This is a genomic window from Arthrobacter sp. JUb119 (assembly GCF_024807995.1).
Lineage (GTDB): Bacteria > Actinomycetota > Actinomycetes > Actinomycetales > Micrococcaceae > Glutamicibacter.
On the sequence record NZ_JANUFE010000008.1, the window covers coordinates 1 to 14,042 of the forward strand.

Genomic DNA, 14,042 nt, shown 5'->3' on the forward strand with positions numbered 1-14,042 from the left:
GGTGAGCACAAGGTACCGCGCCTGGTCCGCGCTGGAGAACACTGGGCCCTGGGCGTGAGCCAGGTCGAAGAAGGAATTCCCTCACCAGGTGAGCCCCCGTGGGGAGATACCATGGCGGCCACGCCCAGGACGGTCTGTCCCAATGAAGGACTCTGTTCCCGAAGGCGCCGGCGGCCGTGCTGCCGGCGGCCCGCCCGCTGGTATGTCCCCGGGCGGTGCCTGCACAGTGCCAGGTCGCTGCTTCTGGAGTCCTCAGTGAGAGGAGCTGGCGCGGTTTAGCAGTGGCTTTTGGGTTATCGGCCGAAATTGATAGCAAGTTAGAGCCGAGCGTTCATTTCGCAATTCCGAAAATGCGCTCATCGGTCGTCTAGAGCCTTATTGCTTAACGGTGTTGCAGGGTATCGCAGAGGTATTGCACTTAGGAATCGCATGACCTTGCATAATGGCACCTCAAATGGTCGTTTCGACTGATCATTTTATGCGGTGAATACGAACCTGAAGTTGTACAGTTCAAGCATGAACACCGAACTTTTGACATCCCCAGATGGTAAAGAAATTTCCATCGCTGACCAGCTAACAGATGAGGACCCGTATACCCCCGAAACGATTCGCGAAGATCTATTCACGCGCGCAAAACGCGGATTCGTTAATATCGACTTTGAATTCGTTCAGAAGTTCACTGGAGATGACCGTGGCGACACCGTGCTTTCCAAGCTGCTAAAACGACGCAGCCGTCTCGAACTGGATCTGCTGCTGAGCATTCACGCGCTGAGTCCTATTCTCGAAGGCACACCACTGTCGTGGAAGGCATGGGCTCTAGTGCTCAACAGTGAAATGCGCGCTGTGAAACGTGCAGCAAACTCTCTTTCCGGCCCCGAGGTCGATCTTCTTGCGGTAGATGATCTGCACGCAAAGAAGCCTGTTTTCACTCTTAAAGCAGGGCTGGATCACAAAGGCAAGAAACGCTATTTCGCATTGCCCTACGCGTATTGGACCGAAGGCCACGTCGACCAGTTGACTATGCCAGGAAAAGTCACGTTGCTCATTTTGCTACGGGAAACCCAAGACCCTAAAGCGATGACACTAGATAAGTCTTATGAGCAGATCGGTAAGTGGTACGGAATTAGCGAGAGGACCGCGGAACGAGGGTTTGGAGAACTGCGCCGTCTAGGTCTCATGCAGGAGATCAGCCGTAAAGCTAATGACCCGTTCACGACTAATACATATCGGCATATCTGGCATCGATGGCCGTTGGAAGCGTACTCCAAGGAGAACAGGAAGTCGCTTCTTACCCAAGCGAAAGCTGCCGCTAGATCATCGGCAAAACAAGATCCGAAACTATCCGTTTAACGCAGAAACCCCGCTTGAAGGCGGGGCTCGTACGATGTATTCAGCGAGAATCCTTGTTCCTCGCGATACCTCCATCCTACGCGCGCGCTACACCGTATTCAACTTTCACTTTTGGAGGACTCTACTTTGCAAGATTCACCAGTACCTGACCCCGCCCAGTTTTTCGGGGACTCCCGTTTCAGCACCTACCTCACTGCAGCTGGCGGCGACGTGGCCTTGGCCTATGACCTCTATGCTTGGAATGCCCGTCTCGCCGGGGCATTCCATGAAGTCTTGGGTCATGCCGAGGTTGCTGTTCGCAATGCCATCGACACCCAGTTGAGGGACTGGAATCAGCAGCAATCGGATAACCCCCGAAATCCGGGTAAAATCTTCACCGATCAATGGTGCATCGACACCGCTATCCCGCTGCATGGCCTAGTGGCCACGCCTTTGAAGAAAGCTCGTAATAATGCGGGTGCTGCAAAGTCTTCCCGCCCTTCATCTCATGCCCGCAAGCATGCTGAGGTCACCCACGACGATTTGGTCTCCCAGCTCAGTTTCGGTACATGGAACCATCTGGTCCCGTGGCCCAACAGCAATCCAACGCCCCAGCTGCACCTCTGGGAAGAAGCGGTCAAGAACGCCTTCCCCGGCATCAAACCCGGAATTGAGGGTTTGCGGCAGGTCAAGGTGCCCTTGAATAACCTCCACGGCCTGCGTAACCGCGTGGCCCACTGCGAACCGCTGCTCCACGTTGAGGCGAATCGACGACTGCGGGACATTGCGCGGTTGACCGGCTATATCGATCAGCCCATCGCTGATTGGATCATGGGTCAGCAGCGAGTCAGGGATGTAGCCCGCGAACGTCCTGCCATCTAAAGCAGGCATTCTGTTCTCGGGGCAAAGGATCTTCGGCGAGCGCCATGGTAGTCCAACAGGGTGCGGCGCGCGGACCGCGGTGTGCAGCAGAGCGGGGACATACCGTCACCGGCCGACCCCAGGCAGTCAGATTCCGGGTAGTGACCAGGTCCGGCCCTTCCGAAGGCATCCGTTGACGGAAGACCAGGACGTACCACCCACGGCCGTGCCCAAGACGATCTCTCCCGATGAAGGACTCTGTGCCCGAAGGCGCCGGCGGGCTCGCTGCCAGTAGCCTGCTTGATGGTATGTCCCCGCCAATCGCACCAAGCGCAGAAGTTCACTTCAAAGCCTCTCGCGGACAAAATGTCAGTGCACTTCAGTACGATAAGCCCAAGGTTCGGAACTCCTGCCAGATGGTGAATGTCCTGAGGACAAGCTGGCGGAATCTTTCATTTAGCAAGAAAGGCAAGAGACCATGGCTCGAAGTGACTCGCTTCGTTCGGAGATCGCTCGGTTAGAAGCGCGTAAAAGTCCCTTGTCCTCCGATATTGCGAAAGCTGAAAAAGACGCGGCTACAGCGCGTGAATCTGCCAGAAGAAAGCGTGACCAGGCAGCGCGGTCCAAAAGTCTCTCTACTATCCGCAGTGCGTCGTCCGCAGCTGAAAGAGAGGACAAGAAAGTGGCTGCCGCAGAAGCTAAGATTGCGAAAGCTCGAAAAGATGCAGCTGCTGTGGAGAAGACCATAGCAACTAAAAGAGCCTCGCTGCGCTCCGCTGAAGCCAGTGAAGCTCGTAGCGCCGCTTCCAAGCAAAAACAGGTTGACTCTCAGCGACGGCGCGAAGAACTGGCTCATGCCCGGGAAGTCTCTCGGCTCTCGACGCCGCGTTCGGAAATTCGTTTTGTCCAAGTGCGCCCGCCAGAACCTGAAAAATTGCGGGTTCTTTATCTCACGGCGAATCCCGAAGCTACCGAAGAAACCATCGTTCTGCCTGACGGCACTGAACAACAGTATGGAACATGGCTCCGCGTAGACAGGGAAGTTCGCGAAGTTCGCAAAGCTCTGCGTGGTTCAAAATACCGCGACCTCGTGGAAGTTGAACACCTACCCGCTGCCACCGCTGGTGACTTGATTGACGGACTCAATGACCACCGGCCACACATCGTCCATTTCTCCGGCCATGCCAACTTTGAAGGCCTCCTCTTAGAGAATGAAACTGGAGGCAATGAGGGCAAAGGAATCACCTTCGAGCTGCTCGCCCAGGTCCTCGGCAACACTGACGATCCGCCGCGGCTCCTTGTTCTCAATGCCTGCGAAAGCCTTGCTGGGTCCGATGAGATCCTCTATACGGTGCCAGCAGTGATCGGGATGTCTGAAAGCATCAACGACAGTTCAGCGATTATTTTCGCTTCAGCGTTCTACTCTGCGATTGCTTCTGCTCAGTCGCTGGAAACTTCATTGAACCAAGCGAAAACCCGTATGAAGTTGGCGTCTTTGGAAGGCTCCGAGCTTCCAGAGCTCCGCGTCCGTGACGATGTTGTCCCCCGCGATCTGGTACTCGTCACTCCACCTGCAACATAGCATCACGCAAACTTGTCCGAGTGGCAACTGCCACTGAGTGGCTCACCCACACTCAGCAATCCCATTAGCCCGCGTCTTACCGTCCTGCTGAACGTTTGAACATGATTCACAGTCTTTGAATCCCCGGCACAGGTAACTCTTGCCTGACGTGATGCACGGCGAGCGCCCTCACCGCCTGCGAGGTGAAACAGCGGATGCATGCTGTCAGGCGTGGCCCGTAGTGGAGGCTCCTTGGTCCCCTGGGGCGCGCACCAGGATGCAGGAGGTGCACGCTTCACGAGGTGTGCAGCCCCGAGACCACAAGAAGATTCAGTTTCGGCAGGGAGGGACATACCGTCATGTGGCCGCCGCCAGGCCGAGGAGATGCAGCTACCCTGGGCCCGCCCCTTCCGAGAGCAGGCGTTGAAGGAAAGCAGGCGACGTACCACCAGCAGACCGCGCCCAGAACGACCTGACCCAGAAGGAGCCGGCGGCCGCGCAGCCGGATGCCCGCCCCGGTGGTATGTCCCCCAGCGGCCTGCAGCGCACACCAGGACCAGTCGGAGCCCTGGAGTGCACGAACTGCAGAAACAGGGCGCATGCCACCGGCCAAGGATCGTGGACCGCGGGGCATGGTAGAGCGCCGAGGCCCGTTTGAAACCGCGCCCGGGTCACGTGCAAGGCTCCCGGATTCTCTGGAGGCAACGACCAGGGCCCGCCCGCGCCCGGCGTCAGCGGACAGAGCTCCGCTGCGGGACCGTGGCCTACGGTATGTCCCCACCAACCAGGCGCCTGGCTGCACGAGATCTACGCGAGATCCGCGCGTTGATAAGAACGCTGCTGGATGCCCGGTCCCGTGTGGCCACGGCGAGCGCAGACGGGCATGGAGGGCCTGCTGTCCGGCACGGGGGCATCCAGCACAAGAGGCCTAGTTTGGAATCGGCATGCTTCTCGTTCTCGGCGTTGCACAGGACATCCCGTCCACGAGTGGGAGAACCAGGCGTTCCCGATGGCGCCGGCTGGCCTGCTGAGGCCGGCCGCCCGATGGTATGTCCCCCACCAGCCAGGCACCAGGTAGGCGACCGGCAGCACACAATCCACGCGCTGCCATATTGCAGTACCTGTTCACCCGTTCTTGAAGCACTGGCCATGGGAGAACCCGTCCTGCTGATACCGATCGCTGACGCAGGTGCCAATGAACTAAAAAACGGGGGTCAGCACAGCTGACCCGGGGGTGAGTTTGAGTCCAAAAGTTCTTGAGACTCATCCACCCACGAAAGAAAGAAGGACCGCCATGAAGGTGCGCACCTTGATTATCATCAGCGTTGCTCTGTGGATTCTGATCCATGGAGCACTGATCATTCTGGAAACGGCAGCAGCAATCGCTGACGCTTTCGGAAACTAGGGACCTTGCTCTGGGGGCTTCTTACCGAGGCCCCCAGAGCACCCATCTTTTGGGGACACCACGGTTGCTCAGATAAGAGAAGGCTTCGCGCCAAGATGCTGGACAACTCCGCGGCGCATAAGGTCTTTATCCCTCTAGCTGGCCGCTGTTCAGCGAGCTGGAGCATCTACAAGCTTTCACCCGCTCCCCCGGGATCGGCTTTTGCCGATCCTCCCCCCTCCCCCTCAAATGTAGACCAAGACAGCAGTGGAGTGAGTCACATGCCAGTACTTTCATTTTGCTGGCAGGCCTGTAGCTCTGATGAGGACGCGGCCAGCACCCCCGAAGGGGACATCAACGCTTTGACAATCGCACATCCCGAATCGGCCCGCGGCCGAGGGGACATACCGCCACCTGCAGCCGTGCCCAGGGCGCCCGGATCTCAGACCGGACCCAACACGAACTTCGATCCCGCACCAGCCCGTGGCCCTCTCCAGTCCGTGGCCTACGGCCGGTGGGAGCGCGAATCAACGAAGCCGCCATGGACCATCACCTGCCAGAACCACCGGCCGCCCAAACCTTCGGCGACCAGGGAAAGCAAGTAGACCAGGAAGACCAACAGCCCGCCGCGCCAAAAGCCGCGGTACCCGCCCAGGAAGGAAGAGCCGCCAATGACGAGCTGCCACCAGCAGCCGGCCCGCCGCCGCGGGCCGCCCGCGCACAGGCGGTATGTCCCCCACCACGCCTGGCAGCACCAGGTGCCAAAAAGAGAAACCAGGCCCGCTACACGGCGAGCGCCACCACTTCGAGCACCACACCAGGGCGCGAGTTCCGTCCGCATTCATCAGCACCATCAAAACTGTGAGCTCCAAGAACCCAAGCGCTGCCGCGCGACAGGCCGTCGGCTTAATTTTCGCGTAAACTCAACATAGTTCGTGACAGGGGTCAGCCATTGAAGGGTCCTTCATGAATAGGTTCGAAAAAGAACGTTGAACCTCGTTAACGCGCCAATCAGCGCGCCCTCCGGTGACCAAACGACTGCTTTGGACGGGTTGAAGCAGACGCTAGTTTCGCCCCGCCATCAAGCCTAATTGTTTGTGCTGTAATGTAGTTAGCTGCTTCGCTAGCTAGAAACACTGCCAGATCAGCAACGTCTCTGGTGCAAGCGACTCTCCCAAGAGGTACGTGCGATGCATAGGCGGCCATGGAGTTGTCGTCTCTCCTACCACCACGTCTCGCGCGAGGGGTATCAATCTGGCTTGGAGCCACGACGTTCGAAGTAACGTTAAAAGCGGCAAGTTCCAATGCGACCTGATTTGATAACCCTATAAGAGCAGACTTGGAAGCGACATATGAAGCACTGCGTCCATAGGCGCCCCGAAACGCAGCATTGGAAGATATATAGATAACTCTGCCCCACCTAGCATTTTTCATCGCTGGAATGCAGGCTTTCGTCAAATGAAAGGCGCCGTTCAGAATTGTGGAAGTGTCTTGGAACCAGACTTCCTGGTCAAGCATGTCGATGCCGATATAACTGTTAGATGGTGCGGCATTGTGAACTAATGTAGTTATCCGTCCTCGTTGATCCTCATCCAGGCATTCGAAGAAGGATTGAACTTCATCCGGATCTGAAACATCAAATATTGCGGGAATGATTTCCCCGCTCAGCGCCTGCCCTTCAATCCTTAGTCGCTCAATCTCAGGCTCTTGGCCAGGCTTGCCATTCGCATATACCCTTAGACCTTCAGCTGCAAATGCCCTGCAAATTTCAGCACCTGTCCCTCCCCCTGCAGCCCCGGTCACAATTACAGACCTCATTGATATCGACACTATAGAATCCTCGAATCGGTTTGAAGATATACATTGACAGTAAAATTTGTTAACAGACGACCAGATATATGTCGCAGAGGTTCACACCTGTTTTATCTCCGGTAATAAGGGCTCCTATGGAATCCAGCATGGGGTGCGTTTCGGATACATCAAGAACCTGACGAACGTTGAACTCTGCAGCCATATTTCTTGCCATCAAAGATGAAATAGCTGCGCCGTGAATTCCTGATATATTGTCACAACCATCAGTTGCAAAGCAGACAACCGTTGCGTCAGCAATAGGCATGATCTTCTCGCTCAAAGTAACTGCCATATGCTGGCACCTTCCCCCCAAGTCATATGATCCTTGAGGAACAGAAACCGTGGCCTCGCCACAGACAAAATAAATGAATCTTCCCCTCCTCGGGTTTTGTTCAATTGAACTATAAAAAGAGTCAGATATTTCATGGCAACTGCCACCGATTGGCGCATCTACAGGAATCACCTCAAAACCATGAGATGAGAAAACCTTAACGCAAGCCTGCAATAGGGTGTCCAAATTCGAAAGCTCAATAATTCGATGACTGCCGCGAAATTTGTCACCCGTCCATTTGCCATCAATAATTTTTGAAACTTTCGAATGAAATTTCGGCTGAGACTTGAGCAATATATCTAGTGCATTCGCACTGGGAACTTCATTCACCGCAATAGTTGGTCCAGATCCTACAGCTGAGAGATCAAACTGCGCGTTATCACTTTGCAGCAGAGTAATCACTGAAGCGGGCTCCATCAGTCTTCGCAATCTGCCGTTGTGAAGGGTTCCAACAAGCCGACGGATTGAATTGATTTCGGTGACCGTAATTCCTGATCCCAATAATTGCCTAACTGCATTCTGCAGCTCAGACATCTCTATCGGGGCAACAGGCGAACAAATAAGAGAGGAAGTACCACCACTGATACTTACAATGACCAGGTCATTACCGCTAAGATTCCAATCAGCTATCTTAGCTGACAGCGCCTTAGCTGCCAGTTCACTCGCTCCGTCCGGGATAGGGTGATTGCCTAAAAAATGCGAAAACTTTGAGGAAAAAGGGAAAGGCATCAGCTCGGTTTGGTCATCAACGATAACTCCCTCTCGTAGTTCGGAACCAATCGATAAAGCAATGCCCATTGCAGACTTCTGTGACGACTTGCCAATACAAATCGCAAAAATTCTCTCATATTCAGCCAAGATTTGAGAGCCTTCTTTTTCAAAAAAATCCATATGCAGCTTCTCGGAAGAAACAAGCTTCAAGACAGTATGAATTTGTTCTAAAATAGAATCAATCATTTATTGGTGCTCACTAGCGGATGAGCACGTTGTGTTAGCGGTAGATCAATTACTTGATTTGTTCTACTAGAAAGATAAGCTGCATGGATGACCTCCATCGCCTTCATGCCATCTATACCAGAACAGTACAATGGAGTTTTGCTGTTTATTGCTGAAGCAAAATTATAGGCAGCGCGCGTATGATGATCTTTATAGTTGTCTGCTTCTTGATGAATTAGCTTCCAGTCGCTGTTGTTTGGATGAGGTACAACATGCCTAGATATATATGTGCTTCCATCCGCATAAGGTGCACGATGAACAATCGTCCCTTTTGTACCGTAGATCTCGAGTCTGTACGGTTGAAGAGCTCTGTCTTCTGTCTGAGATTTGTGTGATTCGATGGTCGAAATTTTTCCATTTTTGTGTTTGCATGTTGCATAAAAATGATCACCTGCAACAAGTCCGACGCCTTCAGCCCCATCGCGGCTATGGGTTTCTGGAAACATTTCGTTGGTTTGGGATACTTGCCCATAAACATGGATCACATCACCAAGTATTCTGCGTGACAGATCTGAAAAATGCATTCCGAGTACGAACGCATCTTCTCCACCTCCACGGTGGTCCCACTTGCAAATGCCCCTGGTTGAAAGGATTTCGCCGATTTCGCCATTGTCAATTCTTCTCAGCACATCGAGAAATCTCGGTTCATGCCCTCCTGGCAAGGCTACGGCAAGTTTGAGTCCCATCCTTTGAGCACAATCGGTCATACTATCTGCCTGGACGAGATCCTGAGCCATGGGTTTTTCGCAATAGACATGCAGGCCAGCTTGCAATGCAGCGACTACATATTCGTGATGCCGGGCAATGTTTCTGGTGGCTACAACTACCGCATCAAGTTCAGTTTTTCTGAGCATATCTCGATAGTCCAGATACCGATGTGTGACACCAAGCTGGTCACCAATTACATCTATTTCTGTTGCATTAGCGTCGCTTAGTGCGAGAATTTCGATATCTTTGCAAGCCGCGAAACCGAGATGAATCTTATGCCCGTAGTCTCCGGAACCTGATTCACCGATAATTCCGACGCGGAGGGGTGAACTCATTGCCATTCCCCCGGTTCTATCTGCCCCAGTTCCCGTACATCCCTAAGTATCTCGGTTGGTAAACCTCCAAGTTTGGCCCATTCCACGTTTTGCCGTAGTTCTGCAGGATTTCTAGGGCCCACAATTATGGTGTGAACTCGTTCGTCGCTAACGAGCCATCGAAGACCTAGTTCCATTAACGACATCTCATACTTGCGAGCCAGATCTTGAGCTGCCGCGATACGTTCAATGATTCCAGGAGGTACCGAAGTCCTTCTTTCTGCCAAAAGCCGGTTTCTCAGTCCTGGATCAGTCGATGTCAATAGTCCCTGACGATAAGGGGCACCCACCGCAACACCGATATCAAGTTTTGTTGCCAAGTTCAGTAGTCGATCTGCGACGTCCTGCCAGACCAGATTGTGATAATGAACGAAGAGCATCGCATCGAATCTACCCGTTTTGCAGAGGAATTCAGCTCGATCAGGTTTTCGTACGGAAAGACCAATTCCTCCGATTTTTCCTTGTTTCCTAGCCTTTTCTATGAATTCCCAGACTGGTGCCCCCGAGCTATCTGGATACAGTCCCCATTCATCCCAGTCTGTTTCATGTAGGAGAAGCAGAGGTATGTGGTCTGTTCCGAGGGTTCGAAGTGAGTGATTAAGCTGAGAAAGCATAAGTTCTGGATCTGTGTATGCTTCCTGCGAAAGGCGTGAAACTATGCTCTTCTCGAACCTTCCAATCTTGTCAATGACAGTTATATTTTCAGATCTGGTTCCGCCCAGGGCTTCACCAACGATTTGCTCGGCTTCTCCTACGCCATACAAGGGCGCAGTATCAATCACATTTATTCCATGTTCAATGGCAGACCTGATTATTGAAACACCATCTTCGTGGGAAACTCGTCGATCCGATGTTAAGTGGTAGGTGCCCAACCCGATTGGGCTGACTGAAAACGGCAACCGACCAAATTTATTCAGCTCACCAGGCTCAAACCGTACGTCCAATACTTGTTTATTGCTGTTATTCAAAGCTATACCCGCGTTCCAAAAGTTCTGCTTCAACATCAAAGGGAGGGTAGTAGCTCCAAGAATCGCGTAATGCTGTTTCAGAAATAAAGTTTGCTTTGGCCGTGTCCAAAACTTGTTTGGCGTTTTCAAGTGGAACAACGACGATTCCATCGTCATCGCCTACGACGATATCTCCGGGATTGACTAGCACACCAGAGCAGATGACAGGCACGTTTACTGCACCCACATCTCCGTAGGATGGATAATGGTAATTTTTGGGAGTAGTCCCCAAACAGAATGTAGGAAACCCGATTTTCCGAAGCCCTGCCGCATCACGGACACACCCATCAATTACTGCCCCAGACATTGCTTTGGTCATCATTCTGCGTGCTGTTCCGTCACCGAAACTCGCGTAGTCTCTGATGCCACCTGCAGCGACCACTAGCACATCGCCTTCTTGCGCCAGATCAATCGCCATTCGACGAACTGTAAGGTCAGGACCCATAGCTGTAGTTGCAGGTCCACACAATTTCATTCCAGGAGCAATCGGGGCCATGCTCGTTTGCATGATTCCTAGTTTTCCCATCGCATCCGCGATGATTCCTGTATAGAGTTTCGAGAACTCGGCCAACAAGTCAGATTCTGGTCGATTAAAGCCTCGGACAATTTTTCGAACATTTCGGTCATCCACTGTTAGTCACCTTTCGCAATATGTATTGACTTTAATTCTTGAAATTCACGTACACCTTCTGGCCCGCCCTCCGCGCCTGTACCCGAATCCCCTCTCCCTGATGCTGGAAGATCAATCGAATCGCGCCGGCCATAATGATTAATGTGAACCGTTCCTACATGTAAACGCTCAGCGATGCACTTCGCCTTTTCCGTGTCGGTTGCCCAAACTCCCGCTGATAAACCAAAGGGAGATTCATTAGTTAGCTCAACAGCACTGTCAACTGTGTCGAATTCTTGGACAGTCAGCACGGGGGCAAAGAGTTCCTCAGTCAGAATGGGGTCCTCGACGGAGGGGCCCCACACTATGGCAGGGCGGATGAATATTCCTTTTCTGTTAGGAACAGTAATTTCTTGTCCGCCACATACATCAGCACCTCGCGTTCGCGAATCAGCCAATCTTCGATTAGCTCGTTCAGCTATATCTTTCGTTCGGGTTGCCCCAAGTCGCGATGCCTCTTCATAGGGATCTGACGGTGAAATCTCATCCATTTTTTTCGTGAGCAAATCCCGGATTTCAGCGGACCTTCGATTGCTAACAAGCAGCCTTGTGGGAGCCGTGCATGTCGCGCCCTGATTTCTTGTGAGACCTCTCAAGATTGAAGCTACTAATTTTTCTAAGTCAGCATCCTCAAGCACGATATTTGCCGATTTTCCGCCAAGCTCGGTCACTACTTTCACATCATTCTGGGCTGCGGCGATTCTGACAGCCTTTCCAGCTTTGGTACCTCCCGTGAAGGAAATCATCTTAATCTCGGGACGGCTTAATAGGTCATACACCGTTTGAGGGCCACCATGAACCACGGAGATTGCTTCTCTGCACAGGCCGGAATGCGTGAAAGCTCTAACTACTCTCGCTGCGCTTAATGGTGACAAGGGTGAAGGTTTAACTATTACCGGGCACCGGGCAGACAACGCGGCGGCTAATTTGTGCACCAGTATTTGTACAGGAAGATTCCATGGGAGAACCAGAAGGCTCAATCCCACAGGTTCCGGTATTGCAACACCCCAAACGGACATAGAAACAGAATTCTCAACACGTCCCCTAGATGCCTCAGGAATAATTCTTGAATATTGCCGGAGAACTCGTGCGGCTGAGAGCACTTCGCCCCTTGCCTCTGAGATTGGTTTTCCCGTTTCGGCTACAACAATCCAGGGGAGCTCTTGATCATTGGTCAAAATAATTGACGCATCATATAATATTTGAGCCAACGCGTCATTTCCGTAATCCCTGACACTAGACTCAGCGTTGCTTCCAATTTTGCAGGCTCTTTGATTTGCATCAGCATCAAATGAAGGGACTTTCAACCAGTTTTGACCATCAGGTGCATCTAAAGTCCATCGATACTCAGAATCTGAAACCGATTCATCACCGGCGATGATATTGTGGACCATTTGCCCCCGAGGCAAAACGTATTGAAATGATGCTGGCTCGCCGGTCTCAGGACCCGTTATCGAATTAGTTACGGTCATGACTATCGACTTTCCATCCGTTTATCCTGTCAGAGATCTTCTTTGTCGATAACTCACTCAGAGAAGACGAAAGTGGATCTACAGTCCGTGCTTCAGCAAGCAGTTCGCCGGCTCGCTCTACCTCTCCCTCTAGTAGCGCGATTTGGAAAAGACCGAATTTTGCCGCGGCAACATGGCGTCCTCCCAGGCTTTCCGCCCGTAGAAGATCCGCTGACGCTTCATGTAACTTGTTAAGCCGCATAAGAACATCTGCTCGTGCGATCCATGCTCGATAATCGCCTGGGCTCAGATCTGTCAATTTCGTCGCAAAAATGTATGCTCGGTCGAGCTTGCCTGCATACATCGTTGTTTTACATAAGGTCTCAAACAAAGGAAACGCGTGGTCACGCCAGAGCAGGGCGTCTTCGCCTTCGAGATTTGCTCTGTTCTGATGTTCGAGCCCCTTATCCAGGAGGTCTAATGCGCCATCAATATTTCGCTGCAAGAATGGAATAAAGGCCAGTGCCCTATACACTGTTTGTGCGTACAAGTCCTGATGATGACCTTGGAGGCCAACGCTGCCGAGCATATTGATCAGTCGTTCAGCCACAGCAGGCAACCGTGAATCCCACGTCTTTCGCTGCCCAAAGTAGACCACAAAATTTTTAAGGAAAATTGACCTCTGATAGCTGCTGAACTTCTTGTCATGCCCGCAACGGAAAAATAGTTCTGCAAGGTCTCTTTGATTTGGATATGCCCTGGAAAGAACATGAAACTGACCGACCCCATCCTCAACAGAAATTTCAATCTGATCCGTTGGTGGCGCCTCCTGAAGTAACGATTCCGGAAGGTGTACCAATTTCGCAGCTTCACGAATGTAGCCAAGCCTGAGCATGAGTTCTGACGCTGTTTCCCGCATCAAAGGTGAAAAAGTTGAAGTTTTCAAACTTTCATCACACTGTTCTCGAACTGACACGAACAATGAAGATGAGAGGTCCGAAGGAAAATCATTGATTTCAGGGGTTATGCCATCTAATCGATGCTGACTGGCACACGTGAAAATCCTAGTTGTTGGAGGTGCTTTGCTGTTATAGCGATAGCCGAAATGAGGTTTAGTCCCCACAATTATTTTAGCGAGGTCCAACGTTGCTTCCGCATGATGCGTTGAAAGTTCGCTTGAGTTCCGAAGACCTGAATACACGTTACAACTCGATGGATAGTTTGCTTCGGCAAGCCCCTTCACGCTGGCTGCCATCGCTGGTAACCCTTGTCCATATGAGTATCCGGCTAGTTCTACCATCTAGCTCCAGGCCTTTCTAGACTAGTTACGATTGAAAATGTTGCGGGAACGAATGACTCGTTCCCGCAACACAAAGTGTTCCTACATATGCAGGTTCTTAGACATTTCTTCGTTCTCAAGATCGCGAAGTGCGCGTTCGATTTCAGCCATGGTGTCCACTCCTTCCTGGTTACCATCTCGATTTACTGCATGCACCCAATCGACTAGAGCATGCCTTCA

Annotated in this window: 11 protein-coding genes; 3 read left to right on the forward strand and 8 right to left on the reverse strand. The window is 52.3% G+C overall.

Going from position 1 to position 14,042, the window contains the following annotated elements:
- The first annotated feature begins 516 nt into the window (after positions 1–516).
- From M2368_RS16840 to M2368_RS16850, 3 genes are all read left to right on the forward strand, one after another.
- A complete protein-coding gene (locus tag M2368_RS16840) occupies positions 517–1,350 on the forward strand; it encodes a hypothetical protein (protein WP_133834508.1) in 834 nt (277 codons plus the stop codon).
- A 216-nt stretch (positions 1,351–1,566) separates the two neighbouring features.
- Positions 1,567–2,211, forward strand: a complete 645-nt coding sequence (locus M2368_RS16845) for an Abi family protein (protein WP_166650821.1) — start codon at positions 1,567–1,569, stop codon at positions 2,209–2,211.
- 457 nt (positions 2,212–2,668) lie between these two features.
- Positions 2,669–3,772, forward strand: coding sequence for a CHAT domain-containing protein (locus M2368_RS16850; RefSeq protein ID WP_133834510.1), 1,104 nt, complete (start codon positions 2,669–2,671; stop codon positions 3,770–3,772).
- Between the two features lie 1,868 nt (positions 3,773–5,640).
- Here the strand turns inward: M2368_RS16850 and M2368_RS16855 are convergent.
- The 8 genes from M2368_RS16855 to M2368_RS16890 all read right to left on the reverse strand — a co-directional run bounded on the left by M2368_RS16855 (position 5,641) and on the right by M2368_RS16890 (position 13,823).
- On the reverse strand, positions 5,641–5,976 hold the full coding sequence (locus M2368_RS16855; RefSeq protein WP_133834511.1) for a hypothetical protein: 336 nt from the start codon (positions 5,974–5,976) through the stop codon (positions 5,641–5,643).
- Between the two features lie 170 nt (positions 5,977–6,146).
- Positions 6,147–6,953, reverse strand: coding sequence for an SDR family oxidoreductase (locus tag M2368_RS16860; protein WP_166650822.1), 807 nt, complete (start codon positions 6,951–6,953; stop codon positions 6,147–6,149).
- A 61-nt stretch (positions 6,954–7,014) separates the two neighbouring features.
- Entirely contained in the window at positions 7,015–8,274 is a 1,260-nt protein-coding gene (locus M2368_RS16865) for a DUF4147 domain-containing protein (RefSeq protein ID WP_133834513.1), read from the reverse strand.
- Positions 8,271–9,356 (reverse strand): Gfo/Idh/MocA family protein, encoded by a 1,086-nt coding sequence (locus M2368_RS16870; protein WP_166650823.1) that lies wholly within the window; start codon positions 9,354–9,356, stop codon positions 8,271–8,273. Before M2368_RS16870 ends, M2368_RS16865 begins: the two co-directional genes overlap by 4 nt.
- A complete protein-coding gene (locus M2368_RS16875; protein ID WP_166650824.1) occupies positions 9,353–10,399 on the reverse strand; it encodes an aldo/keto reductase in 1,047 nt (348 codons plus the stop codon). Before M2368_RS16875 ends, M2368_RS16870 begins: the two co-directional genes overlap by 4 nt.
- A complete protein-coding gene (locus M2368_RS16880; RefSeq protein WP_133834516.1) occupies positions 10,356–11,033 on the reverse strand; it encodes an RraA family protein in 678 nt (225 codons plus the stop codon). Before M2368_RS16880 ends, M2368_RS16875 begins: the two co-directional genes overlap by 44 nt.
- A gap of 2 nt (positions 11,034–11,035) precedes the next feature.
- Positions 11,036–12,544: an aldehyde dehydrogenase family protein gene (locus tag M2368_RS16885; RefSeq protein ID WP_133834517.1), complete on the reverse strand. Its 1,509-nt coding sequence runs from the start codon at positions 12,542–12,544 to the stop codon at positions 11,036–11,038.
- Positions 12,531–13,823, reverse strand: coding sequence for a tetratricopeptide repeat protein (locus M2368_RS16890; protein WP_133834518.1), 1,293 nt, complete (start codon positions 13,821–13,823; stop codon positions 12,531–12,533). Before M2368_RS16890 ends, M2368_RS16885 begins: the two co-directional genes overlap by 14 nt.
- Positions 13,824–14,042: the final 219 nt, after the last annotated feature.

What these genes read in the sequence shown, in the direction of transcription:
- M2368_RS16840 (WP_133834508.1), top strand. Translation starts at nt 517, where the DNA reads ATGAACACCGAACTTTTGACATCCCCAGATGGTAAAGAAATTTCCATC.
- M2368_RS16850 (WP_133834510.1), top strand. Translation starts at nt 2,669, where the DNA reads ATGGCTCGAAGTGACTCGCTTCGTTCGGAGATCGCTCGGTTAGAAGCG.
- M2368_RS16855 (WP_133834511.1), bottom strand. Translation starts at nt 5,976, where the DNA reads ATGCGGACGGAACTCGCGCCCTGGTGTGGTGCTCGAAGTGGTGGCGCT.
- M2368_RS16860 (WP_166650822.1), bottom strand. Translation starts at nt 6,953, where the DNA reads ATGAGGTCTGTAATTGTGACCGGGGCTGCAGGGGGAGGGACAGGTGCT.
- M2368_RS16865 (WP_133834513.1), bottom strand. Translation starts at nt 8,274, where the DNA reads ATGATTGATTCTATTTTAGAACAAATTCATACTGTCTTGAAGCTTGTT.
- M2368_RS16870 (WP_166650823.1), bottom strand. Translation starts at nt 9,356, where the DNA reads ATGAGTTCACCCCTCCGCGTCGGAATTATCGGTGAATCAGGTTCCGGA.
- M2368_RS16875 (WP_166650824.1), bottom strand. Translation starts at nt 10,399, where the DNA reads ATGTTGAAGCAGAACTTTTGGAACGCGGGTATAGCTTTGAATAACAGC.
- M2368_RS16885 (WP_133834517.1), bottom strand. Translation starts at nt 12,544, where the DNA reads ATGACCGTAACTAATTCGATAACGGGTCCTGAGACCGGCGAGCCAGCA.
- M2368_RS16890 (WP_133834518.1), bottom strand. Translation starts at nt 13,823, where the DNA reads ATGGTAGAACTAGCCGGATACTCATATGGACAAGGGTTACCAGCGATG.